At 69.2% G+C, this 24,140-nt stretch carries 20 protein-coding genes; 11 read left to right on the forward strand and 9 right to left on the reverse strand.

The features are described 5' to 3' along the window. Window position 1: 1 nt before the first annotated feature. Window positions 2-1,252, forward strand: a complete 1,251-nt coding sequence (locus ACVFYP_RS16690; protein WP_499201914.1) for a lipoprotein-releasing ABC transporter permease subunit — start codon at window positions 2-4, stop codon at window positions 1,250-1,252. Window positions 1,253-1,300: 48 nt separating this feature from the next. Further along, the gene (locus ACVFYP_RS16695; protein ID WP_499201332.1) at window positions 1,301-1,996 is read left to right on the forward strand and encodes an ABC transporter ATP-binding protein; all 696 of its coding nucleotides are present in this window, start codon (window positions 1,301-1,303) and stop codon (window positions 1,994-1,996) included. 4 nt (window positions 1,997-2,000) lie between these two features. On the opposite strand, the gene ACVFYP_RS16700 is transcribed toward ACVFYP_RS16695, so the two are convergent. Together ACVFYP_RS16700 and ACVFYP_RS16705 are read right to left on the reverse strand one after the other, a co-directional pair. Beyond that, on the reverse strand, window positions 2,001-2,471 hold the full coding sequence (locus ACVFYP_RS16700) for a nucleoside deaminase (RefSeq protein WP_499201333.1): 471 nt from the start codon (window positions 2,469-2,471) through the stop codon (window positions 2,001-2,003). Beyond that, window positions 2,468-3,109, reverse strand: a complete 642-nt coding sequence (locus ACVFYP_RS16705; RefSeq protein WP_499201334.1) for a class I SAM-dependent methyltransferase — start codon at window positions 3,107-3,109, stop codon at window positions 2,468-2,470. Before ACVFYP_RS16705 ends, ACVFYP_RS16700 begins: the two co-directional genes overlap by 4 nt. Before the next feature lie 255 nt (window positions 3,110-3,364). Here ACVFYP_RS16705 and ACVFYP_RS16710 point away from each other — a divergent pair, with 255 nt between their 5' ends. The 4 genes from ACVFYP_RS16710 to ACVFYP_RS16725 all read left to right on the forward strand — a co-directional run bounded on the left by ACVFYP_RS16710 (window position 3,365) and on the right by ACVFYP_RS16725 (window position 9,302). Next, window positions 3,365-3,574 (forward strand): hypothetical protein, encoded by a 210-nt coding sequence (locus tag ACVFYP_RS16710; RefSeq protein WP_499201335.1) that lies wholly within the window; start codon window positions 3,365-3,367, stop codon window positions 3,572-3,574. A 323-nt stretch (window positions 3,575-3,897) separates the two neighbouring features. After that, window positions 3,898-7,341 (forward strand): DNA polymerase III subunit alpha, encoded by a 3,444-nt coding sequence (gene dnaE, locus ACVFYP_RS16715; protein ID WP_499201336.1) that lies wholly within the window; start codon window positions 3,898-3,900, stop codon window positions 7,339-7,341. A 74-nt stretch (window positions 7,342-7,415) separates the two neighbouring features. Continuing rightward, complete coding sequence (locus tag ACVFYP_RS16720) at window positions 7,416-8,150, forward strand: hypothetical protein (RefSeq protein ID WP_499201337.1); 735 nt, start codon at window positions 7,416-7,418, stop codon at window positions 8,148-8,150. Further along, window positions 8,151-9,302 carry a hypothetical protein gene (locus ACVFYP_RS16725; protein ID WP_499201338.1) on the forward strand — a complete coding sequence of 384 codons (1,152 nt, stop codon included), beginning with the start codon at window positions 8,151-8,153 and terminating at the stop codon, window positions 9,300-9,302. A gap of 77 nt (window positions 9,303-9,379) precedes the next feature. On the opposite strand, the gene ACVFYP_RS16730 is transcribed toward ACVFYP_RS16725, so the two are convergent. From ACVFYP_RS16730 to ACVFYP_RS16745, 4 genes are all read right to left on the reverse strand, one after another. Continuing rightward, a complete protein-coding gene (locus tag ACVFYP_RS16730; RefSeq protein ID WP_499201339.1) occupies window positions 9,380-10,315 on the reverse strand; it encodes an alpha/beta fold hydrolase in 936 nt (311 codons plus the stop codon). A gap of 63 nt (window positions 10,316-10,378) precedes the next feature. Beyond that, window positions 10,379-11,419 (reverse strand): glycosyltransferase family 4 protein, encoded by a 1,041-nt coding sequence (locus ACVFYP_RS16735; protein WP_499201340.1) that lies wholly within the window; start codon window positions 11,417-11,419, stop codon window positions 10,379-10,381. Then, window positions 11,419-12,693 carry a glycosyltransferase gene (locus tag ACVFYP_RS16740; protein WP_499201341.1) on the reverse strand — a complete coding sequence of 425 codons (1,275 nt, stop codon included), beginning with the start codon at window positions 12,691-12,693 and terminating at the stop codon, window positions 11,419-11,421. Before ACVFYP_RS16740 ends, ACVFYP_RS16735 begins: the two co-directional genes overlap by 1 nt. Then, window positions 12,686-14,188 (reverse strand): hypothetical protein, encoded by a 1,503-nt coding sequence (locus tag ACVFYP_RS16745; RefSeq protein ID WP_499201342.1) that lies wholly within the window; start codon window positions 14,186-14,188, stop codon window positions 12,686-12,688. The genes ACVFYP_RS16740 and ACVFYP_RS16745 overlap by 8 nt, the downstream gene beginning before the upstream one ends. Before the next feature lie 391 nt (window positions 14,189-14,579). On the opposite strand from ACVFYP_RS16745, the gene ACVFYP_RS16750 reads away from it, so the two are divergent. Together ACVFYP_RS16750 and ACVFYP_RS16755 are read left to right on the forward strand one after the other, a co-directional pair. Continuing rightward, complete coding sequence (locus ACVFYP_RS16750; RefSeq protein ID WP_499201343.1) at window positions 14,580-15,437, forward strand: polysaccharide pyruvyl transferase family protein; 858 nt, start codon at window positions 14,580-14,582, stop codon at window positions 15,435-15,437. Window positions 15,438-15,454: 17 nt separating this feature from the next. Next, window positions 15,455-16,351: a beta-1,6-N-acetylglucosaminyltransferase gene (locus tag ACVFYP_RS16755; RefSeq protein WP_499201344.1), complete on the forward strand. Its 897-nt coding sequence runs from the start codon at window positions 15,455-15,457 to the stop codon at window positions 16,349-16,351. On the opposite strand, the gene cysQ is transcribed toward ACVFYP_RS16755, so the two are convergent. Then, the gene (gene cysQ, locus ACVFYP_RS16760; protein ID WP_499201345.1) at window positions 16,329-17,117 is read right to left on the reverse strand and encodes a 3'(2'),5'-bisphosphate nucleotidase CysQ; all 789 of its coding nucleotides are present in this window, start codon (window positions 17,115-17,117) and stop codon (window positions 16,329-16,331) included. The genes ACVFYP_RS16755 and cysQ overlap by 23 nt on opposite strands. 94 nt (window positions 17,118-17,211) lie before the next feature. Here cysQ and cysN point away from each other — a divergent pair, with 94 nt between their 5' ends. Genes cysN through ACVFYP_RS16775 form a run of 3 tightly spaced genes read left to right on the forward strand, consistent with a single transcriptional unit; the run spans window position 17,212 to window position 20,709 of the window. Next, window positions 17,212-19,089 (forward strand): sulfate adenylyltransferase subunit CysN, encoded by a 1,878-nt coding sequence (cysN, locus tag ACVFYP_RS16765; protein ID WP_499201346.1) that lies wholly within the window; start codon window positions 17,212-17,214, stop codon window positions 19,087-19,089. 25 nt (window positions 19,090-19,114) lie between these two features. Beyond that, window positions 19,115-19,909: a hypothetical protein gene (locus ACVFYP_RS16770; protein ID WP_499201347.1), complete on the forward strand. Its 795-nt coding sequence runs from the start codon at window positions 19,115-19,117 to the stop codon at window positions 19,907-19,909. Next, window positions 19,906-20,709: a sulfotransferase family protein gene (locus ACVFYP_RS16775; protein ID WP_499201348.1), complete on the forward strand. Its 804-nt coding sequence runs from the start codon at window positions 19,906-19,908 to the stop codon at window positions 20,707-20,709. The genes ACVFYP_RS16770 and ACVFYP_RS16775 overlap by 4 nt, the downstream gene beginning before the upstream one ends. Before the next feature lie 13 nt (window positions 20,710-20,722). Here the strand turns inward: ACVFYP_RS16775 and ACVFYP_RS16780 are convergent, their stop codons facing one another. After that, window positions 20,723-22,789 (reverse strand): DUF6212 domain-containing protein, encoded by a 2,067-nt coding sequence (locus ACVFYP_RS16780; protein WP_499201349.1) that lies wholly within the window; start codon window positions 22,787-22,789, stop codon window positions 20,723-20,725. After that, window positions 22,786-23,940 (reverse strand): glycosyltransferase family 4 protein, encoded by a 1,155-nt coding sequence (locus ACVFYP_RS16785; RefSeq protein WP_499201350.1) that lies wholly within the window; start codon window positions 23,938-23,940, stop codon window positions 22,786-22,788. The genes ACVFYP_RS16780 and ACVFYP_RS16785 overlap by 4 nt, the downstream gene beginning before the upstream one ends. Window positions 23,941-24,140 lie beyond the last annotated feature (200 nt).

The raw sequence follows: 24,140 nt of genomic DNA on the forward strand, positions 1-24,140 counted from the left end.
CATGTTCAACGCCTTCGAACGCGCGATCGCCTTCCGCTACCTGCGCGCCCGCAAGGGCGAGCGCTTCGTCTCGGTCATCGCGATCTTCTCGCTCGTCGGCATCGCGCTCGGCGTGGCGACGCTGATCATCGTGATGTCGGTGATGAACGGTTTCCGCATCGAATTGCTGGGCCGCATCCTCGGCCTGAACGGCCATCTGGGCGTGCATGCGATCGAGCGGTCGCTGTCGGATTACGATGGCATCGCAGGCCGCATCCGCGCTCTTCCGGGGGTGGTCTCCGCCACGCCGATCGTGGAAGGCCAGGTGCTGCTGACCAGCGAGGCGGGTGGTGCCTCCGGTGGCCTGGCGCGCGGCATCAAGCCGGAAGATCTGCGCGCGCGCGGCCTGGTGGCGCAGAACATCATGGAAGGCTCGCTGGACCGCTTCACCGGGGATGACGCCATCGTCGTCGGCACGCGCCTGGCCCAAAAACTGCGCATCGGCATCGGCGACAAGCTGACGCTGGTTTCGCCTCAGGGCCGCACCACGGTCTTCGGCACTGTGCCGCGGGTGCGAGCCTATACGGTTGTCGCGCTGTTCCAGGTGGGGATGCAGGAATACGACAGCAGCTTCGTCTTCCTGCCCATGCCGGCCGCGCAGACTTTCTTCCAGACCGGCGACGCGGCATCGCAGATCGAGGTCTTCGTGCAGGACCCGACCGGGGTACGGGCGGTAACGCGGGAGATCCGCGCGGCGCTGCAGAACACGCCGGTGCGCATCGTCGATTGGCAGGACGCCAATTCCAGCTTCTTCGCGGCGGTGCAGGTGGAGCGGAACGTGATGTTCCTGATCCTGACGCTGATCATCATCGTCGCCGCCTTCAACATCGTCTCCTCCCTCATCATGCTGGTGAAGGACAAGGGGCGGGACATCGCGGTGCTGCGCACCATGGGCGCCACGCGCGGGTCCATCCTGCGCGTCTTCCTGCTCTGCGGCGCCTCCGTGGGCATCCTGGGCACCTTGATCGGCTTCACGGTCGGCCTTGTCTTCTGCCTGAACATCGAGAGCATCCGCCAGGCGATCCAGGCGCTGTCGGGCACCGAGCTGTTCAATGCGGAGGTCTATTTCCTGACGCGCCTGCCCGCCGTGGTGGACCCGAAGGAGGTGATGCAGGTGGTCGGCATGGGTCTCGGCCTGTCGCTGCTGGCGACGATCTATCCGAGTTGGCGCGCAGCGAAGACCGACCCCGTGGTGGCGCTGCGCAATGAGTAGCGCTGCGATCGCGGCGCACCGCAGGGCCGCAGGCCCGAGGAGCAGAGCGTGAATCGCAGCGCCAACGAACAAGCGCCCCTCGAACTCCGAAACGTCACGCGCCGCTTCAAGACCGAGGCCGGGGTGCTGGAGGTGCTGATCGGCGCCAATCTGACCCTGCTGGCCGGCGAGATCGTGGCCCTCGTCGCGCCCTCCGGTACCGGCAAATCCACTTTGCTGCATCTGGCCGGGCTACTGGAAAAGCCGGATGCGGGCGAAGTCTATTTCGCGGGCCAGGCCGCCGGCACGCTGGGCGACGACGCGCGCACGGCGATCCGCCGCACCGGCATTGGCTTCGTCTACCAGTTTCATCACCTGCTGCCGGAATTCTCCGCCATCGAGAATATCGCCCTGCCGCAGATGGCGAATGGCGTGGCGAAGTCGGCCGCCGATACGAGGGCGCGCGAATTGCTCGCCGATTTTGGCCTGGCGGGGCGGGAGCAGCATCGCCCCGGCAAGCTATCGGGCGGCGAGCAGCAGCGGGTCGCCATCGCCCGCGCCCTGGCCAACAAGCCGCGCGTGCTGCTGGCGGATGAGCCGACCGGCAATCTCGACGTCGGCACCAGCGACCGCGTGTTCATGGAACTGCTGCAAGCGGTGCGCGGGCAGGGAATGGCGGCGCTCATCGCCACTCATAACCCGGAACTGGCGCGGCGCATGGACCGGGTGGTGACGCTGCGGGATGGCAAGGTGGTAGCGGGCTAGCCTCCTACCACGCGCCCCGATGCGGCGCCTCCGCCTCATCCTCCAGCAGCGGACCCACCACCTGGATGCGCCGCTGCCCCGCGGCGAAGACGTCGCGGCAGGGCAGGTCCATGGTCAGGTTTTCGGGATGTGGGCCGATCAGCGCCTTCAACCGGCGTTCTGACAGGCCATAGACCACGCGGCCGATCCCGGCCCAGTAGATGGCGCCGGCGCACATGGCGCAGGGCTCGGCGCTGGTGACCAGGGTGGCGGCGGCGCGGACATCCGGCGGCAGTTCCAGGCAGGCACGGGTGGCCAGCAGCCGTTCGGCATGGGCGGTGCCGTCACCGTGTGGGCCGAAGCCGTTGATCTCCTCCATCAGCACGCGGCCTTCCGGATCGGCCAGCAAAGCGGCGAAGGGGTGCTGGCCTGCGGCGCGCGCTTCGCCGGAAAGCGCGATGGCACGGCGGAGCAGCGGTAAGTCGCTGTCCGTCACCGGCCATCCATCCGCTGGCGCTTCTCGACGATGATGAAGTGCAGGTTCTTGAGATGCGCGGCGGGTGTGAAGGGAAAGGTGCCGATCACCTCCCGCACGCCAAAATGGTCGCCGCCGATGCGGTTTAGCATCGCCACCAGCTCGTCCCGCTCCGCGCCGAAGGGGTCCAGTTCGTTCACGGCCTTGGGGGAATTCTGATCCGTATGTTCCAGCAGCATCACGCCGCCGACGCGTAGGCAGGATGCCCAGGCGGTGAAGCACTTCTCCGGATCGTAGCTGTGATCGTAGGAGTTGCTGTAAATGAAATCGACCGACTCCAGCCATTCCGGCTTCGTGTCGTGGAAGTCCCACTGGATGGTATGGGGAAATTCGGTCGCCGTCGGGCTGATCTCGGTGCCGATCACCTCGATGTCCAACTGCTCCCGCATCCATGTCTGCTCATAGCCACGGCGCGTACCGTGACACAGGCCGAATTTCAGGGGATCGATATTTTGCCGTAGCCAGTTGGAGAGGAAGCCAATGGTTTCGCGATGGACCCAATGGGAATGAAGTTTGCGCCGGTTGCCGGCTTCCTGCACCGCCTTGTACTTCTCGTAGTCGAACATGCCGTCCGGGGTGAGATAGCTGTGCAGCTTCATTCGTCCATGCTCCCGACTTTCACGTCCATGGTAATGGGCTTCGGGCCGCCCCGCCATCTGGGCCGTTGTTGATGAGACCCGTCCTGGTCCAGCGCCTGGGGGGGTATGGGCAACCGCATGTTCGAGCATATGGCGGCGAGGGCCATCCTGCGCGCGCGATGCACGGCTGGTGTTTCGGCAAGGCCCGGCGGCGCCGCGCACCTTTCCCGAGGAGAGCCTCGTCATCTGTGTCAGGGGGCGGAAATCCTGGGCGGCGTGCACAAGGATTACCGCCCGATCCCGCTGGCCTTCTATGAGCGCCTGATCGCGGCGACAGGCCGCCCGGCGGTCTTCCTGGGCCATCTCGGGGAGGATGCCTATTCGGCAGCGCTGCGGAAGCGCTTTCCCGCGGCGACCTTCGTGCCAAGCATGGGGCCGATGAAGGATTTTCCGGCCCTGCGTGCGGCCCGCCATCTCGTCGTCTAGGCCAGCACCTTTTCCTGACTGGCCTGCTGGCTCTCGATGGCGGAGACGATCGCTTATCCTGGGGCTGTACCATCCGCGCCGGCGCATCGACATCGATCTGCTGCCACTGGCCGATCCCCGCTACCGGTTCCACCTGCTTGCGCCTGACCCCTGGACCGGCAGCGGGGCGGAAATGGCGGAGGTGCTGGACGGCGATCAGGCAGGCGAAGCCGTGCCCCCCTCGGCCCTGCTGCCGCTTGTGCAACCCAATGTCGTGCAGTCCACGCCGCTGGAGCCGGGCTGACGTAGGGGGTATCGTGGCCGCGAAGCCGGAGCCACCGTCCTTGTCCTTCGTCCACCTCCACACCCATTCCGCCTATTCCCTCAGCGAGGGCGCGATCAAGGCGGAAAAGCTGCCGGCCCTGGCGCGGGCGGCGGGAATGCCGGCGGTGGCGCTGACCGATTCGGGCAATCTGTTCGGCGCGCTGGAATTCTCCCAGGCCTGTTCCGGCAAGGGCATCCAGCCGATCATGGGCTGCCAGCTTTTCCTGTCGCGCGCGACCACGGATGAAGGCGGGCGCGGCAACGACCCCTCACGGCAGCGGCCGGACCCGATCGTGGCGCTGGCGCGGGATGCGGCGGGCTTCGACAATCTCCAGCGGTTGTCCTCGGCCGGCTATCTCGGCAGCGATGTTTCGGGCCTGCCCTGCATCTCGCTGGCCACGCTGGACGCGCATCGGGCGGGCATCATCATGCTGACCGGTGGCACCACCGGGCCGCTGGGCCGGCTGCTCTCCGAAGGCCGGCGTGACGCCGCGGCGAAGCTGCTGGCCCAGCTCAAGGACATTTTCGGTCCCGATGACTTGGTGGTGGAACTCCAGCGCCACGGCCTGGCCATGGAGAAGATGGTGGAGGCCGGGCTGCTGTCCCTGGCTGATGAGGCCGCGCTGCCCATCGTCGCCACCAATGACGTGTACTTCGCCGAGGCCAGCATGCATGCGGCGCATGATGCGCTGCTGTGTATCGCGGAAAGCCGTGTGATCGCGGAACCCGACCGCCGTCGCGTCACCGCCGAGCATTTCTTCAAATCCAGCGCCGCGATGCGGGAGCTGTTCGCCGACCTGCCCGAGGCCTGCGACAACACGCTCGCTATCGCGCAACGCTGCGCCGTGATGGCGGAATCGAAAAAGCCTGCCTTGCCGGTCTGCCCGAAGGTAATGCCGGGCATGACGGAGGCCGAGACGGTCGCCACCATGGCCAGGCGCGGCCTCGAAGGCCGGCTGGACGTGCTGGGGCTGGAGGAGGCGGCGCGCGCACCCTATCGCGAACGCCTCGCCTACGAACTGTCCGTCATCGAGAGCATGGGCTTCTCCGGCTACTTCCTGATCGTGGCCGACTTCATTCAATGGGCCAAAGCACAGGGGATTCCGGTGGGGCCGGGGCGTGGTTCGGGTGCGGGTTCGGTCGCCGCCTGGGCGCTGCTGATCACCGACCTCGACCCGATGCGCTGGGGCCTGCTGTTCGAGCGCTTCCTGAACCCCGAGCGCGTCTCGATGCCGGACTTCGACATCGACTTCTGCCAGGACCGGCGGGATGAGGTGATCGACTATGTCCGCCGCGAATATGGCGAGGACCGCGTCGCCCAGATCATCACCTTCGGCAAGTTGCAGGCCAAGGCGGCGGTGCGCGACGTCGGCCGCGTCATGGGTCTGCCCTATGGCCAGGTAGACCGGATCGCCAGCCTGATCCCCTTCAACCCGGCCAAGCCCGTGACGCTCGCCCAGGCGATCGAGGGCGAGCCGAAGTTGCAGGAAATGCAGCGCGGCGACGAACAGGTGCACCGCCTGCTGGAAGTCGCGCAGGAACTGGAGGGGCTGTACCGCAACGCCTCCACCCACGCCGCCGGCGTGGTCATCGGGAGGGAACCGCTGGTCGATATCGTGCCGCTGTACCGCGACCCGCGCAGCCCGGACCTGATCACCCAGTACTCGATGAAATATGTCGAGCAGGCGTCGCTGGTGAAGTTCGACTTCCTGGGACTCAAGACGCTCACGGTTCTGCAGCGCGCGGTGGAACTGCTGAAGGGGCAGGGGGTCACCATCGACCTCGACACGCTGCCGCTGGATGACGCCAAGACCTACGCCATGCTGGCGCGCGGCGATGCGGCGGGGGTGTTCCAGTTCGAAGGCCAGGGCATGCGCGAATGCCTGCGCATGATGCGCCCCGACCGCTTCGAGGATCTGATCGCGGCGGTGTCGCTGTATCGCCCGGGTCCGATGGCCAATATCCCCGCCTATTGCCAGCGCAAGCATGGCGAGAACTGGGCGGCGCCGCATCCGAAGATGGCAGAGATCGTCGGCGAGACCTACGGCATCCTGGTCTACCAGGAACAGGTCATGCAGATCAGCCAGGAGCTGGCCGGCTACACGCTGGGCGGCGCCGACCTGCTGCGACGCGCCATGGGCAAGAAGATCCGCTCCGAGATGGAGGCCCAGCGCAAGATTTTCGTCGAGGGCGCGACGAAGAATGGTGTGCCGGACGCCAAGGCCGGCGAGATCTTCGACCTGATGGAGAAGTTCGCGGAATACGGCTTCAACAAGTCGCATGCCGCCGCCTATGCCCTGGTCAGCTACCAGACCGCCTGGCTGAAGGCGAACCATCCGGTGGCCTTCCTCGCCGCTTCCATGTCGCTCGACCTCGGCAATACCGACAAGCTGGCGGGGCATATGCAGGAGGCCTCGCGCCTCGGCATCGCCGTGCTGCCGCCCGACATCAATCGCAGCGGCGCGGAGTTCCGCATCGAGGCGAAGGAGGACGGCACCCCCGCCATCCGGTTCGCGCTCGCCGCCGTGAAGCGCGTCGGCATGACCGCGATGCGGGAGCTTGTGGCCACCCGCGATGCCACCTCGCCCTTCACCTCGCTGTCGGATTTCGCCGGGCGCGTGGACCCCAAGCTGCTGAACAAGATGCAGCTCGAAAACCTGGCGCGCGCCGGTGCTTTCGACAGCCTGGAGCCGAACCGGGCGCGCATGGTCCAGGGCATGGAATTCGTCCTCCGCGCCGCGCAGGAAGCGGCGGAACGCCGGCTGAACCCGACGCGGGACATGTTCGGCGCCGAAACCGCGCCGCCACCCCTGCGCCTGCCCGAGGCCGAGGACTGGCCGGAGCTGGAACGCCTGTCCTTCGAGGCGGATGCGGTGGGCTTCCACCTCTCCGCCCATCCGCTGGACACCTACAAGCGCGTGCTGGGCAAGCTCGGTGCCGTGCCTTCCTCCCGCATCGCGGAGAAGGCGCGGGCGGGGGCCGCGCGGATGAAGCTGGCGGGCACGGTGGTCGCCGTGAAGTCGGGCCGCACCAAGTCCGGCAACAAGATGGCCTGGGTCCGCTTCTCCGACGCCGAGGGCAGTTTCGAGGTCACCTTCTTCAGCGAAACCCTGGCCCGCGCCGACGGCATGCTGACCGAGGGCACAGCGCTGCTGGTGACCACGGAAGTGCGGCTGGACGGCGACACCGTGCGCCTGACGGCGCAGGAGCTGGAGCCGCTGGAGAAGGTGGCGCAATCCCAGGGCCAGGGCATCCGCCTCTGGCTCGACCAGGGCAGCGTGGTGGAACGCATCCGGGACATGCTGGGCCGCGAGGGCAAGGGCCGCGGCGAGGTGCGACTGGTGCCCATGACCGGCCCGGGTCAGGAGGTGGAGATCGTCCTGCCCGGCCGCTTCAACGTCTCCCCCCGGCTGATGCAGGCGATGAAGGTGCTACCCGGCGTGTCGGATGTTGCGGAGCTGTAGCCGCGCGGCCTGCCCTCGGCTACCAATGCATCGCCCGCAGGAGGGGGCCTATCCTGTCGCACGGCCATCATCCCTTGCTTGATCTTTCGCCAGATCACCGCGCTGCCGCGCTGATCGAATCCGCCCTGCTCCACGCCCAGGCGGCGCGGATGCGGGAAGTGGCGGCGCCCTTCCTGGCGCGGCTCGACCCCGATGCGCGCCTGTTCGGCGAGTATCTGGTGGAGGAGGTCGCCCGCCTTTCCGCCCAGGTCGAAGCCCTGGCCCAGCTTCGCGCCGCCGACGCGCTGTCGCGGGAGGAGCGGATGCGGATCGATCCGCTGCCCTTCATCCCCGCCGACCGCCAGGAGGCCGCCGCGGCGGGGGAGGCGCGGCCGGAGGAAGGCCCCGTCGCCTTCGACGTCGCTTCCGACGATTTTGCCGGCTTCGGCTGGTATCCGGCCGAGCCCACCGATGCCGGCGCGCTGCGCTGGTCGGGCTTGTCGCGCTGCGCCACGGTGCAACTGCCGGCTCTTGGCGGCGGCCCGGTGCGCGTCACGCTGGCGCTGCGCGCCCCCTTTGGCGCGACTCTGGACCCCGCTGGCCTGGATGCCTTCCTCGATGGCCTCAACCTGGATCTGGAACAGGTGGCGCGGGACGGCGCCGTGGTGACCTGCCAGGGCGTCGTCATACTGCCGGCGCTGCCGCCCGGAGCACGGGTGACGCTGCTGCTGCACGGCGAGCGCTATACCGACCCGGCGACCGGCCCCCTGCGTGACGGCCGTACACTCGGCCTCGGCCTCGGCTGGCTGCGGATCGAGCGCGCGGCCTGAATGACGCGGCGCATCCTCGTCACCGGCGATCTGCTGCGGCCGCAGGATCGTCTGTTCAAAGCTTCGCAGAACGGCAACATCCTCTGGTTCCATCGCCTGATGCGCCGCGCCCTGGCCAATGCCAGCGCGCTGCCGGTGGAGGCTCTGATCTGGGATGAGCCGGGTGCCGCCTCGCCCGAGGGCGATGTGCGGGGCTTCGACACGCCGGGCTTCTACGCCGCCGCCGGCGCCATCCCGGATGTGTCCGGCTGGGTCGGGCTGTTCGACGCGCCGGACCTGCCGCGCGATGCCCTGGCGATGTTGGCGACGTCCCTGCACGATGTCGCGGTGGTGGTGGGGTTCGAACTGACGGAGCTGCAAAAGCGCCTGTTCAGCTGGATGGGTGTGGCGTGGGTCGACGTGAATATCCACCCCTACCGCTTCGGCCCTGATGTGCTCTTCGCGGTACAGACCGGCCATCCCGAAATCCTGGCCCGTCTGCTGCCGTACCATGCGGAGGACCATGTCTTCGAACCCTGGGCGGATCTTCTGTCCGCCACGGCGGTGAAGATGCCGCCGCGCCAGCCGATCACCGCGCGCTGCATGCTGGTAGGTCAGACGCAGGTGGACCGGGCGCTGATCCGTGACGGCAAGCTGCTGGACCTGTCGCATTTCACCGCCGCCTTGCACGCCGCCATCGGGCCGGAGGAGGCGGTGCTCTATAAGCCGCATCCCTACAATCCGGACGGCTTCGGCCTGCACCAGGTCGGGCTCCGCCTGTCCCGCATCCAGGAGACGCGGGAGAATGCCTATGTGCTGCTGGCGCAGAATGCCGTGCGCCGCGTCATCGGCGTTTCCTCCTCCGTGGTCGCGGAGGCACGGTTCTTCGGCAAGGAGGGTATCTTCCTCGGCACGCCGCCGATGCGCATCGCCCCGCGCCGGGCGGACCTGTCTCTCGCGCGTCATGCCAGCGTGGTGGATGCCTGGATGTCAGCCGATTTCTGGCGCGACCTGCTGGCGCCGGTGCTGCCGGTGACCGCGCCGGATGGCCGCCGGCCTGTGCTGCCCCCGAATGCGCTGCGGACTTCGCTGCGGCAGTTCTGGGGCTGGGACGAGATCTTCTTCCAGCTGCCTTGGGACTTGGCGCAGGGGCGGGCGAAGGCGCGGGGCTGAGGTCGCGCCTTGCCCCCACCCCGGCCCTCCACCGTTTACGGGGGAGGGTGGCCGCGGAAGCGGCCGGGTGGCGGCTGCTACACCGCCTCCCTCGGCTCCTCACCTTGGAAGAAGGGCAGGAACGCCCCCAGCACCAGGTCAGGGCGCTGTTCCGAGGGGTAGTGCCCCGTGGGGATCGCCCAGCCGCGCAGATCCGGCGCCCAGGGCGTCCAGGCCTCCATCACCGCCAGGTGCCGCCCGACATGGCTGTTGCTGCCCCAGAGCACCAGCACCGGGCAGGCGATGCGCTTCTGGCCGAAATCCGCGCGATCCATCTCATAGTCCAGTGTCACCGTCGCACGATAATCCTCGCAGACCGCATGGATCTGCTCGGGCGTCGTGCAGCGCGCATATTCGGAAAAGGCCTCGGGCGAGAAGATCGAAAGGCCGACGCCTTTCTTGTTCAGCTTGTAGTTGATGTAATAGTTCAGGTCCGCGCAGAGCAGCTTCTCAGGGAAGGGCGCCTTCTGCGCCATGAAGAACCAGTGGTAGCTCTCCAGCCCCCAACCCAAGGTGATATTGGACAGCAGGTGCCAGGTCGGCACGATGTCCAGCGAGGCCAGGGCCGAGACCTTCTCCGGATGATCCAGCGCCATGCGGAAGGCGACCCGCGCGCCGCGGTCATGGCCGGCGACGCCGAAGCGGGTGAAGCCGAGCGTCTGCATCACCTCCACGCCATCCTGCGCCATTGCGCGGAAGCTGTAGGCGGCGTGGTCCTCGCCACCCTCCGGCTTGCTGCTGTCGCCGTAGCCGCGCAGGTCGATCAGCACCACGGTGAAGTGCTTCGCCAGCTCCGGCGCCACCCGGTGCCAACTGACATGCGTCAGCGGGTTGCCGTGCAGCAGCAGCAAAGGCGGGCCGGCGCCGCCGATGGCGGTCATGATCTCTGCACCCGTGGTGCGGATGCGCTGGTGACGGAAGCCGGGTAGCAGGGCTGCCGCCACGGGGCTCGGCGGCTGCGACGTCTGGGACATGAGTGTTTCCTCCGCCGGCAGGCTCGGCGGGGGAGAGGCGCGGGTCAAGACGGGGCGGGGCGGTCAGGCCTCCGTCAGCAGCCGGATCACTTCCTCAGCGCAGGCCTCGATGGCCGCGACGCCGTGCGTGCGCTCGATGTAGCGGCGTGCGAAGCGGCCCATGCGCTGGCGCAACCCGTCATCCGCCAGAAGCAGCTCCACCGCATGCGGCAGCCCTTCCCGCGACACCAGCATGCCGGCGCCCGGCGGGATGCCGCCGGAGATGGTCTCATGGAAGGCGATGACCGGCAGTCCGCAGGCCATGCCCTCCACCGTCGCGCGCGGCAGACCGTCCATGGTCGAGGTATGCACCATGATGCGGGCGCGGCGCAGATGCTCGAACACCCTGGGCTGCGGCAGACGTCCCGGCAGGGACAGCCGGGGATTGCCGCGGTATTCCCGTTGCAACGGCGGCAGCATCGGGCCACCGCCGATCAGCAGCACCCGATGGCGCTCGACGAAGGGCAGCAGCACGCTCTGGTTCTTCCGCGCCTCCGCGAAGTTGCCGACATTGGCGATGTCATAGGCGGCATCGGCAAGCGGCACCGGCATGCCCGGCCCGACCGTGGCGAGGTCGATGTATTTCGGCAGTACCACCGCCCGCTTGGCCCTGGCCAGCGCCGGGAAGTGCCGCTGCATCTGTTCGTTGTATTCGCCGAGCACCAGGCTGGCGCGTGGTACCAGCGGGTCCGTCACCGCGCCACCGATGACCAGGCCAATGCGCGTGGAGGCAGGCAGCGAATCCTGCACGTCCTGGTTCACGCGGTAGCTGAGGCCCTTGTAGAACACCACATCCGGCGCGAATTCCGCGATCTCCGCCCGCAGCGCGGCAGAGGTCTGGCGGTGCGGGATATCGGTCGGGTTGTCGGGCGCGCAGAAGGTGCCGGGCACGCTGCCATCCAGCAGCATCTCCCGCTCCGTCCCCGTGCCAGCATGCATGCGGAACATGCGCGCATCCACGCCGCGCGCGCGCAGCGCCCGCGCCAGGATCATGTCGCGTGTCGCGCCGAGCATGTTGCGGCTGGCATGCGACATCACGATGGCAAGGCGCAGCTGGGCTTTCATCACAGGCTCTCCGCCGCGGCGCGCGCCGCATAGGCCGCATCGAGGGCGGCGAGGAATTCCGCGCGCCCCGGCACGTCGCGGATGCTGGCGCCGAGGGCCGCGCGCAGCGCGGGCTCCGTCGCCTGGCTCATCACCCGCGCCAGGTCCACCGGCGCGGCGCGCTTGAAATGCAGCCCGTCCACGCCGTGCAGCACCTTCTCCGCCATGCCACCGATGTCGGACACGATCAGCGGCGTGCCGGCGCGGCGCGCTTCCTGGATGACCACCGGAGAATTCTCCCACCACACGCTGGGCACCACCACCCAACCGACGCTGCGCATCAGATCCACCGCATCCACCGGGTCGTAGCGCCCGGCGAAGGTCAGGCTGGGGCCGGCGGCCTCGATCATCGTCTCCAGCGTCGGGAACAGCCGCAGCACATCCTCCCGCTCCGCGCCGAAGACCGTCAGCACGATGTCCGGATTGCCACGCAGCGCCATGGGCAGCGCCCGCAGCAGCACATCGAGGCCCTTGAAGGAGGTGGGCTGGCCGAAGAAGCCGAAGCGGTGCGCCATGGCCGCGGCATCGGCGGGTTCGCGCGGCTGCGCCAGCATCGCGTCGCCCAGGTAGTTCTCTACCACCGGGTCATGCGGCGTGGTCAGGCCCCACTCGCGGTAGCGCGCGCGGATGAACTCGCTCGGATGGATCACCGCGTCGAAGCGCGCCAGCACGGACAGCAGTGTCGCCTTGCGATAGGCGAAGCGTTCCAGCGTCTGGTCGGGGAAGCAGGCCAGGCAGCGCAAGGGCGATTCCTTGCGGCACAGCTCCCGCGACCGGGTCTTCACCATCTGGCCGTGGTGCAGGCAGATCGCCAGCATCTCATGGATCGTCATGACGAAGCGCGCCTTCGGCCGCGCCTGCATCAGCTCATCGATCAGATCGACGCCGAGCCGCCAGTAGTGGTGGAAGTGATAGACATCGCAATCCAGCCCAGCGAGGAATTCGACCAGAATGCGGCGCTGGAAGGGGTCGTCCCAGGCCAGCCGGTCTTCCGCCATGCCGGCGAAGGAGAAGACGTACTCGTCCTCCGCGAAGGGCATCACCGTCTCGATCGCATGGCTTTCGGCGTATTGGCTGCCGATCTCGCAGGCGCCGACATACAGCACCTGACGCCCGGCCGCGCGCATGGTCTCGAACTGCCGATAGGCCGCCAGCTCGCCACCGCCCTTGGAGAATTCGGGGTGCGAGTGGGCGACGATGCAGACCCGTTCGGCCGGGCGTCCGCTGTCAGACATGCCGCGCCGCCTCCGTCGGACCCTGGGTCCAAAGCCGCGCGAGATGCGCGTTCACCACCTCCGCCGCATGCGGGCTGCTCCAGCCGCGCTGCACCGGTTGGAAGGCCGCCTCGCCCGGCGTCACACGCTCCAGCCGCAACAGCCGGACCAGGGAATCCGCCAGCGATGGCTCGCAGCCCGCCACGCCATGCAGGGCCAGGAGCCGCGCGAGATCGGCGGCACCGAGGGCGCGGGAGAAGGCCTCCGCCGGGCGGCCGCGCGCCACGGCCGCGGCGAAGCGCGGTGCCTCTACCGCCAGCACGCCGGCACGGCCGCCGGCCTCCCGCAGCGCGTCCAGCGCCGCGGGGCCGACCAGTACCGGCAGGCGGCCCCGGCGCAGGAAGGGCTGCGCCACCTCCTCCGCCGCATCGCCCAGGATCAGAAGCTGGTCGCAGCGCCCTTCGAATTCGGGGGCGGTCACCTGGAACAGCCGGGCCGCGATCGGGTCATCCGCGCCGAGGATCAGGCCGAGCCGTGGCAACTGGCCGCCGGCCTCCCGCGGCCGCTGGGCGGCGAGGCTGGCCAGCATCGGCCCGAAGGCCGCTTCCCGCCGCGCGGTCAGCAGCCGCAGCAGGTTGAGCGCGGCGGCGGCGGCGGCCTCCCCGGCCTCGGCGAAGGGCGTGGTGCGGCAGACCGCGTCAAGCAGGTCCGGCGCCGTTGCACTGCGCGGACGGCAGCGCAGCCACAGCGGCTCCTCCGCCCGTATCCGAACCTCCAGCACCACTTCGAGCAGCGACAGACGGTCGATCCAGGCGGGATCGATGCGGCCGTGAAAGACCAGGGCCTGGGGCAGGGCGGCGACGTGGGCTTCGAGCAGTGGCAGCGCCAGGCTTTGGCTGGTCCCGCGACCATCCGGCGCCAGCCCGATCAGCGCGACCTCCAGCCGCGCCTCGGGCGGGAAGGGGGCGCTGCCACGCACCACCACCAGCACATCCCCGGCGAGGGACGTCAGGCTCTCCACCTCCTCCAGCCCCGGAACCGCCTCTACCTGCTTGCCGCGCACCGGGTGCAGGCGCGTGATCCAGTCGGCAAAGGCGCCGAAGGGGCGGTTGTCGAAATCGAGCAACCCGGCCAGGGCGGGCTGGCCGGCGGCATCGCGCAGCAGGGTGAAGCCCAGCGCCGGCGGCTGTTCCGCCAGCAGGCGGACCAGGCCGAGGCCCGGCTCGCTGTCCTCCACGGTGGCCTCGACCGCCCGGTCGCCGGCTTGGAGCAGGATACGCGGAATGGCGGGAAGTTGTCCGGCGACCAGGCAGAAGGTGAATGCGGCCAGGCCGGCCTCGCCGCATTCGGCCATGGGAAGGAAGATGCTGTGTTCGATCGGGCAGGCGGCCTCGCCATCCATCACGGCCAGTTCGGCCGCCAGCTTGGCCGATGCGCTGGCCCAGCCGACCAGAAGGCAACGGCCATCCGGAAGGGGGGCGAGACATTTCAGGCCGAGTTGCAGACCACCCTCCACCGGGGGCAGCCCCCCACACGCCAAAGCCCTGCCAAACCGCACCGCCTTTGCCATTCCGGCAGCGGCGCCGTCAAACGGGGTCCTGCCCCGACTGTCAACCGCGCATGCAGGCGGCGTGCCGCTCTCGTCATACCGTTCCATCTTGACGCGGCATCGCGGGGCGGTCACGCAGCAGACTGCGGGCGGCAGGCGCCTCGGGTCGCCGTGCCGTGTCGTCGCAAGGCCGGTCGGCATCTGGGTTTACTTATGCACGGCTTCGCGCCAAAGGCCAAGAAATGACAGCCAGCATGTCCTATCCTGCGCGCCGCGCTTCAGGCCGGCGCCGTTGATGGGCTACAGCGGCGGTGGTCTGCAGTGTTCTGGTCGTGAATGCCCCAGTCGGGAGCGCGTGATGAATATGAGGTTTCACCGGATGCTGGTCGAGGAAGTCCTGCTTCCTCTTCGCAACAAGTCCGTCCTGTTCCTGCCGAATTCCGGCAATGCCGGGGATTCGCTCATCAACATGGCGTCGATGCATTGCCTCGAACGGATGAACATCCGTTACAAGGCCGTGGGCTCCGGCGCCGATGTGGTGGACCAGACGGTGCTGCTGGGTGGCGGCGGCAACTTCATCCCGGCCTATGGCACCATCCGCAAGGCCCTGCTGAACTTCCATGACAAGGCGAAGGAGATCATCCTTCTGCCGCACACCATCCGCGGCAACGAGGATGTGCTGGAAATGCTGGGGCCGAACATCACGCTGATCGCGCGCGATGTGGAAAGCTATCAGCACGCCTTGCAGGTCGCGACGCGGGCGCGGGTGCTGCTGGGCCATGACATGGCCTTCCACCTGGACGCCGAACGGCTGCTGCGCCACAGCGATGCGCCCACCGTCTACCAGCCTGCCTTCGAGGAGGCGCTGGAGCGCCACAAGGTCAACCTCGCCGCGCTTCAGGCCAAGCCGCGCGTCTATTTCGCGCGCCGCGACGTGGAGCGGGCCGGTCCGATCGGTGGGGCCGATGCCGATATCTCCGCGATCTTCGCCTTCGGCACCTGGCCCGGCAAGGCGGAGATGTCCAGCTGGTCCTTCCTGGAGGCGATCCGCACCGCCCCGCCGATCGAAAGCGACCGCCTGCATGTCGGCATCGGGGCCGCGCTGCTCGGGAAGGACTGCGTGCTGCACGACAACAACTACGGGAAGAACAAGGGCGTTTGGCAGCACAGCCTGCGCCACCACTTCCCACATGTCGCCTTCGCGGCCGCAGGCTGAGAAAGGGCCCGGAGTCCATGCGCGACTGCGCCTTCATCGTCCTGGCCCATCGCGCGCCGCTGGTCTGCCGCCGCCTGCTGCGCCGACTTCGCCGGCATGGCGACGTTTTCCTGCATGTCGACGCCAAGGTCGATCAGGCGCCCTTCCTGGAGGTGGAAGCCGACGAGCTGCCGGGGCGTCTGCACCTGGCCGACCAGCGCTTCGATATCCGCTGGGGCGCCTTTTCCATGATCGATACCACGCTGGCCATGCTGGCCCAGGCACGCGGCATGCGCGACTATCACCGCTTCACCCTGATCTCCGGCGACACCTATCCGATCCAGTCGGATACGATGCTGGCCTCCTTCCTGGCTTCCGACACCGATGCCATCGGCTTGCGTTCCGGCGTGCATGACGAAAGGCGTTCGCGGCTGGAGCGTGTCTTCCTGCCCGACACCCAGCTCGGCGCGCTGAAAGGCCCGCTGACCCAGCGCTTCCTCGTCCCCGGCGATATCCCGCAATTGCGGGAGGCGATGGAGCTGCTGCCCACCCGCGCGGCCTTCGTCGCACGCACGAATTACTACATCGGCAGCCAATGGTGGTCGCTGACGGCGGCGACCCTGGCGCGGATCCTGGCGCATCTGGAAGCGGATCCGGAGTTCCTGCGCCAGTTCCGCTTTTCCGCCGTGCCGGATGAGAGCTTTTTCCAGACAGCCTTCATGGCCGCGGCGGAAAAGCCGGAACGGCGCGACCTTGGGCCGGTCCATGTCCGCTGGGACCTGTCGCCGCGCCCCTTCGTCTTCCTGCAGGCCACCCAGTTCCAGGAGCTGCGCGCCAGCAAGCGGCCCTTCGCCCGCAAATTCGCCGATGAATCGATGGAGCTCCTGGACCTGCTGGACAGCGATGCGGAGGCTACGCAGCCCCCCACGCAATGAAGCTGCCATTGCGGAAGCCGCCTGCCGCCTTGCCATAGGTGAAGGGCGCGCCTTCCGGCGTCTCCACCCGGCCGCCGGCGGCCTCCAGCACCGCCTGGCCGGCTGCCGTGTCCCATTCCATGGTCGGGCCAAAGCGCGGATAGACATCGGCCACCCCCTCCGCCAGCAGGCAGAACTTCAGGGAGGAGCCGATGGCGCGATGCTCGCCGATCGGCAGGCGGGCGAGATAGGCCTCGGTTTCCGCATCCATGTGCGACTTGCTGGCCACCGCGGTCCAATCCGCCGCCGGGCAGGGGCGGGCGCGGATCGGCCGCCAGTCGGCGCGCCCCGGATCGGCGCCGGGCGCCAACTGCGCCATCGCCGCGCCATGGCCTCGTGCGCCCCGCCAGATGCGGCCGAGCGCCGGCGCGTAGACCACGCCGCAGACTGGCCGCCCATCCTCGATCAGCGCGATATTCACGGTGAATTCGCCAGACGGGCCGAGGAATTCGCGGGTGCCGTCCAACGGGTCGACCAGGATGAAGGGCGCACCGGGCGGCGGGGCAACGCGCTGGGCATCCTCCTCCGACACCACGGCGATTCCGGGGGCGGCGGCGGGCAGGGCGGCGGCGATCACTGCCTCCGCCGCCAGATCCGCCTCGGTGAGCGGGGACCCATCCGCCTTGGCGGTCACGTCATGCGGCCGGGCGCGCACCTCGACGATGCGGGCGCCGGCCTCCGCGGCGATGGCGGCGAAGCGGGCCAGCAAGGGGGCGTGGTCGGTCATGGTCGTGGAATCCCGTCAGTCATTGCGCATCTTGCCCGGGCAAGGCGCGGCATGGGATAGCCACATCGCAAGATTGGGCCCTGTGGACCATATGATGGACAGCCTCCGCCAAACCGGCCGCCATGACCAGGACGCGCGGGGCCTCCTGCGCTTCCTGACCTGCGGTTCGGTCGATGACGGCAAATCCACCCTGATCGGTCGCCTGCTGTTCGACAGCCGCCTGATCATGGAAGACACGCTGGCCGCCATCACCAAGGACAGCCGCAAGCACGGCACGGTGGGGGAGGAGGTGGACCTCGCGCTGCTGGTCGATGGGCTGGAGGCGGAGCGCCAGCAGGGCATCACCATCGATGTCGCCTACCGCTTCTTCGCCACGCCGCGCCGCAGCTTCATCGTCGCCGACACGCCGGGGCATGAGCAGTATACGCGCAACATGGCGACCGGCGCGTCCAATTCCGACCTGGCGATCATCCTGTGCGACGCCCGGCGCGGCGTGCTGACCCAGACGCGGCGCCACGCCTATATCTGCTCCCTGCTCGGCATCCGGCATGTCGTGCTGGCGGTGAACAAGATCGACCTGGTGGGCTTCGACCAGGCGGTCTTCGACCGCGTCGCCGGTGATTTCGCCACCTTCGCCGCCGGGCTCGGCTTTCATACTTTGCAGCCGATCCCGGTCTCCGCCCGCTTCGGTGACAATGTCTCCTCCGCCTCCGGCAACACGCCCTGGTATCGCGGCCCGACGCTGATCGCGCATCTGGAACAGGTGGAGCCAGAGGCCGAGGCCGCGTCGCGGCCCTTCCGCTTCCCCGTGCAATGGGTGAACCGGCCGAACCAGGATTTTCGCGGTTTTTCGGGCACCGTGGCCTCCGGCCGCGTGGCGCTGGCCGACCCTGTGGTGGTTGCTGCCTCGGGCAAGTCCAGCACCGTTGCCCGTATTCTCGGCCCCGATGGCGACCAGCCGGAAGCCGTGGCCGGGGAGGCGGTGACGATCTGCCTGGCCGATGAGGTGGATGTGGCGCGCGGCGACGTGCTGGCGCCCCCGGCTGAACGCCCCGCCGTCACCGACCAGTTCGCCGCCCATATCCTGTGGATGGACGAGGAGCCGCTGCTGCCCGGCCGGCAGTATCTGATGCGCGCCGGCCATCTCTGGACGCCGGTCTCCGTCACCTCCATTCGCCACCGCGTCGATGTGAACACGCTGGAGCATCAGGCGGCGCGGCGGCTGGAGCTGAACGAGATCGGCTTCTGCAACCTCTCCGCCGCGCAGCGCGTGCCGCTCGATCCCTATGCGGAGAACCGGCAGACCGGCGCCTTCGTGTTGGTAGACCGCTTCAGCAACCGCACCGCCGCCGCCGGCATGGTCAGCTTCAGCCTGCGCCGCGCCACCAATATCCATCAGGAGGAATTCCTGGTGGACAAGGCGGCGCGCGCGGCGCTGGACCGGCAGAAGCCGCTGGCCATCTGGTTCACCGGCCTGTCGGGTTCCGGCAAGTCCACCATCGCCAAGCTGGTGGAACAGGCGCTGCACGCGGAGGGCCGGCACACCTACACGCTGGATGGCGACAATCTGCGCCATGGCCTAAACCGCGACCTGGGCTTCACCGATGCCGACCGGGTGGAGAACATCCGCCGGGTGGGGGAGGTGGCGAAGCTGTTCGTCGATGCCGGGCTGATCGTGCTGTGCTCCTTCATCTCGCCCTTCCGGGCAGAGCGGCAGATGGTGCGGGAGATGATGGGCGCGCAGGAGTTCATCGAGGTCTTCGTCGATACCCCGATCGAGGCCTGCATCCGGCGCGACCCGAAGGGCCTCTATGCCAAGGCGATCGAGGGCACGATCCGCAACTTCACCGGCATCAGCAGCCCCTATGAGGCGCCGGAACATCCCGAACTGAGGATCGAGACGGAAGGCCAGACCCCGGCCCAGGCGGCGGAGCGCGTGCTCGCGCATCTGCGCGGCCTGATAGGCCGCTGACGGCGAGCGGGATGGAGCCCTGAAGATGTCGATGTCGCTACTGTTCGAGGCCCGGGTCGTGGACTACCTGCGACAGGCCCGGCTCGACCAGGCCCCCTGCATCTTCGTGCATGTGCCGAAGACCGCCGGCACGTCGCTGCGCGCCGAACTCGCCGCGATCCTGCCGCCCGACATCAATATCCACGTCGACTACACGGATACGACGCGCAGCTTCCACGACCGCATCGACGATGCGGTGGAGCGGTTCCTCGACCAGGCGGAACCGCGCGGCATCCGCTTCGCCTCCGGCCATATCGTCGCCCGGCATGTCACCCGCATCGCGGAGCGCATGCCCCGGGCACGCTTCATCACCATGCTGCGCGATCCGGTGGCGCGAGTGGTCTCCGACTACCGCCACCAGCGATCGCCGCGCCAGCCGGGATTCGAGGCGTTTCGCGCCCGGGTCCCGACACTCGACGCCTATCTCGACCTGCGCTGGGAGATGGACAAGACGACGCAGCATCTGGTGCCGCAGGACCTCATCCGGCGCGGCGATGCCGCCGCCTGCATCGCCCATGTCGAGCAGCGTTTCACCTTCATCGGCGTGCAGGAGATGTACGACCTGTCCTTCCGCACCCTGACCGCCCTGGCCGGCGGGGCCCGCGCCCCCAGGCTGCGGGCCAATGTGAACACGGATGACGACGGCGGCGACGCCATCAGCGCCGAGACGGCGGCGCGCATCCGCGCGCTGAACCCGCTGGACTGCGCGATCTACGACCATGTGGCACGGCGCCTGCGTGGGGTGGAGCCGCTGTTGGCGGGCGCACTGGTCGCCGCATGACCCCCTTGCAGGCCTTCTTCGCCGGCGATTTCGATCGCTGGGTCGCGGCCTCCGACCCGCCACTCTGGCTATTCGTGCATGTGCCTAAAACCGCCGGCTCCTCCCTGACCTCGGAGATCTCGCAGCACCTCCGGCCCTATCGCAGCCTGCATATCGACCATCTGGACCGCAGCCGTCCGGCCATGCTGCGCTACGACACGGCGGTGGAGGAGGCGCTGGAGGCCTATGGCGCCGCCCCCTTCCGCTTCGCTTCCGGCCATGTGCAGCAGCGCCATGTGGCCCGGCTCATGCAAGGCGTGCCCGGCGCGCGGTTGTTCACCCTGCTGCGGGAGCCGGCGGCGCGGCTGGTTTCCGACTACCTCTATCAGCGGTCCCGCATGCACCCGTTGGCGGAGGAGGTGCGCCGCCGCATCCCGCATTTCGATGCCTTCCTTGACCTGCCCGGCCAACGTAACCGGGCGGCGCGGCATCTGGTGCCGAAGCCGATCGTCGATGCCGGCGACGCCGCGGCGGCGATCGCCCATGTCGAGGCGAACTACGCCTTCCTCGGATTGCAGGAACGCTACGCGCTGAGCTTCCGGGCGCTGACACGGATGCTGGGTCAGGGCCGGCCGCCGCAGGCCCGGCTGCGGGTGAATGACGCCGCGAACGCCGAGCGCATCGAGATCAGCGCCCGCCTTGCCGATCCGGAGCTGATGGGCCGGATGGCGGAGCTGAACGGCATGGACTGGGCATTGTACCGCTACTTCGCGGCCCGCTGGGACTCGGTGGCGCGGCGGCTGGAAGCCTGGCTGGGCTGAACCGGCGCAGCTTTTATCCCGGCCCGACGGTGGCGCGCGCCGGCGTGGCCCGGCTGGCATCCACGGCGGCGATCAGCACGCGGCCACGCTCTGCCCAGCTTTCCTGCTCCTCCAGCGGCAACCCGGCGACGCGCGCGGCGCGGCGGGCGAGGCTCGGCAGCAGCTCCAGCAGCGCGGCCAGCATGGCACGGTCCTGGGCCGAGGCGAGCTTGGCCATCGATTCGACCGTGCGCAGGGTCTCCAGCCGATAATAGGGGCCGTACTGGTCGCTGCCATCCTGCGGCCAGGTCTCGAACATCGCGGGCCAGCCCTTGATGCGGCGGAATTCCAGCCCGATGGTACCGCGGCGGTCGAACAGCTTCAGCCGCACCTCTCGCCACACGCCGGCCGCCGCGACCAGCCCCGTGAGGGCAAGGTCGATATGGCGGTAGCTGCCATCGGCATTGGTGGTGTGCTGGTGCAGCCGCAGGTCCTGGAACTCGGCGCCGCCCGGCGCCATTTCGCCGACCACCATGGGCAGCGGCGCCGGCGGTGTCATCGGGGTGCCAGCGTCAGGCGCGGGCGGCGGCAGCGGGGCCCCGGCTTCCGCGACCAGCAGCGGCGGTGGCGTGGGTGTGGCGCGCGGCGGTGGGCCGGGCAGGCCGACGGTCAGAGGCGCCGACAGCGCCTCCGCCATTCGCGAACTGGTGGGCAGCGCGGTCGCAAGCTCAGGCGCCTCTGTCACCTCGGGCGCGGCTGAGACCATGCGGCCAGGCAGGGGCACCGCTAGGCGGATGGGCTGCATGCCGTCGCGGCGCGGCTGGCCCATCTCAGGCGCGAGCCGCCGCGGCGTACCAGCCGCCCCAGCCATCAGCGCCAACGTCGTGACCTCCACCATCATCGACGCGGTGCCGCGGTTGCGCAGCGCCAGGGTCAAGGCCAGCGCGCCGCCGAGATCCGGCGGCAGCGACATGGAGATGCGCAAGGCGCCGCTGCCCTCGGCCAGCCGCCAGCCGCTGTCGCGCGGCTTGCCACCCTCCGGCCCGGCCTGGAGGCAGGCTTGCAGGCCTGTGGCATCACCCAGCCGGCAGGACAGTTCGGCCAGCGCCAGGTCGGCGGTGCCCGGGGGCAGGGTCGGCAGGTGCAGTTGCGCACTGGCGCCGGCGGCGATCTCCACCATCAGCCGCGCCGCCTCGCCGCCCGCCGCCACCATGCGGCTGCTGGCACCGGTCAGGGTCGCGGCGGCCATCGCCTGCGCCGAGACCGGCATGGCGAGGCCAGGAATCGGCGCCGGAAGGTGGCAGGCAGACCAATCGAAATAGCGCGGCAGAACCAGATGGTGCGGCTCCGCCACTTCGGCGCGGAGGGCCAGCGGCGCGGCGCCGCCGGTTGCCCCGGCGGAGAGTTGCAGGATATCCGACCCCGCCACCTCCACGGCCACCTCCAGCAATGCCTCGGCGGGGCCGGGCGGGGCGGGGCGGGGCAGTTCCAGCGTCAGCCAGCCGGTGGGCACCTCATCCCCGGCGACTACCCAGGCGGCCAGCACCCGGCCGGCGGCCAGCAGTCGCACCCGGAGTTGGCTGGCGCTGCTGGCGCGGGAGCCCGCGACATGCAGCGCGATGGCGGCCAGCCCTTCCGCGGGCCGGCCCAGATGCTGGCTGATTCGCGCGGGCAGCGGCGCGCCCTGCGGCGCAGGCGGCAGATCCAACACCAGGGTGCGCAGCGCGGTCGGGCGGCTGCCGGGCGCGCCGATCAGCGCCAGCTGCGCGGCGCGCGATTCTGTCAGCGCCTGCACCGAAAGGGCGAGCAGGCCGGGCAGCGGATCGGCATCCAGAAGCAGCGGAACCCCCGAAGGCAGCCGCTCCGCCAAGGCTGTGGCGGTCGAGGCATCAGGGGCGAGCACGGCCAGCGGCCGAAGTCCGGCCGGCAGCGGCACGGCGCCGCCCTGGGCGCGGCCACCCCGGTACAGCACGCCCTGCACCGGCCGCAGCACCAGGAAGGGCAGGGCGTCCAGCCCAGCCATGCCCGGCGCGGCGACAAGGCTGGGCTGACCACTGGCCATGCTGGCACGCTCGGCCTCGCCAATCAGGAAGGCGGTCATGCGGTCGTCTCCAGTCGGCTGGCATGATGGCTGGCGCTGGCGGCCCGCAGCAGGCCCAACCATTCAGGTAGAATTCGGTCCCAGGACCGGCGCGCGGCCTCGGCCTGGGCGAGGCGGACAAGCCGCATCGTCCCGGCGGGGTCGCCCAGCACTTCTCGCGCCGCGGTGGCGAAGGCCTGTGGCGTCGGTTCGGGCACCAGCCGGGCGAGGCTGGCGGCCCTGGAGCCAAGTCCTTCCAGGGCGGCTTCCGTCGCGATCACCGGGCATTGCGCGGCGGCGGCTTCGAGAAAGACCAGCGGCAGCCCCTCCAGCGTGGAGGGCAGCAGCAAGGCATCAGCCGCCTGATACCAGGCGGTGGGGTCGGCCAACTGGCCCAGCATGCGCAGGCGCCGGGCAGGATCGGCCGCGGCCTTGCGGTCGAGCTCAGCCCGCAACGGGCCCGCACCGGCGCAGGCCAGGGTCATGTCGGCGGCGGTGGCGATCTCGGCCAGGAGATGTGCGCCCTTCGCCCGCTCCAACCGCCCCACGAACAGCAGCAGCGGGTCGGTCGCCGAAAGGCCCAGCGCGCGTCGCAGCGCGGCCCGCACCAGGACGGCTTCCGCGCGGGGCGGTGCGGGGGCGGGGTTGTCGATCTGCGCGACGAAGCCAGGCCGCAGCCCAAACATGCGCTCGGCGCGGCGGGCGCCTGGGGCGGAAACGGCGCACCAGGCAGCGCCATCGAGCGCCAGTTCGGGCAGGGCCTCGGCGATGCCCGGCGGTGCGGGGCCATCGGGCGCGAGATGCAGCACGATGAGGCGCGGCAGGTCAGCCCCGGCCTGCATCAGGCCAAGTCCGGCATTCGGCCAGGGCAGGGGCAGCAGCAGCAGGTCCGGCGCCAGCTCCTCGATCAGCGCCGCCGCTGCCGCCCGCTGCCGCGCGGCCTCAGCCGGCGATGTGTCGCCAGAGCCGATGGCTGCGGCTCGCAGGGTGGGACTGGGAAGGTCAGCCGGCAGGGCCGCGGACAATGCGGGCAGCAGGGCTGGCTCGGCCGCCAAGGTGACCCGAAGGCCGGCCTGGGTCGCCAGGCGGGCGGCCAGCTGCGCGCTATGGCCCTCCGTCCCACCGAATCGGGTAGAGGGCAGCAGGACCAACACGTGTGTGAGCCTGTTCATTCGGCTGCTTCTGCCGACACAAGCACCCCGTTGGTACCACGATCCATATCGTTTTTTGACATGACGTTCACAATACCAGCACCCTTACAGCAAGATCGCGCTGGGCGGAATTGGTTAGATCAATCTCCTTTTGTGGAATTGGCGTGTGTTGCGATGCAATATAAATCCTGTTGCGCAGGTCCATGGCGCGTCCCGGCACG

This window comes from Roseomonas sp. F4 (genome assembly GCF_053891155.1).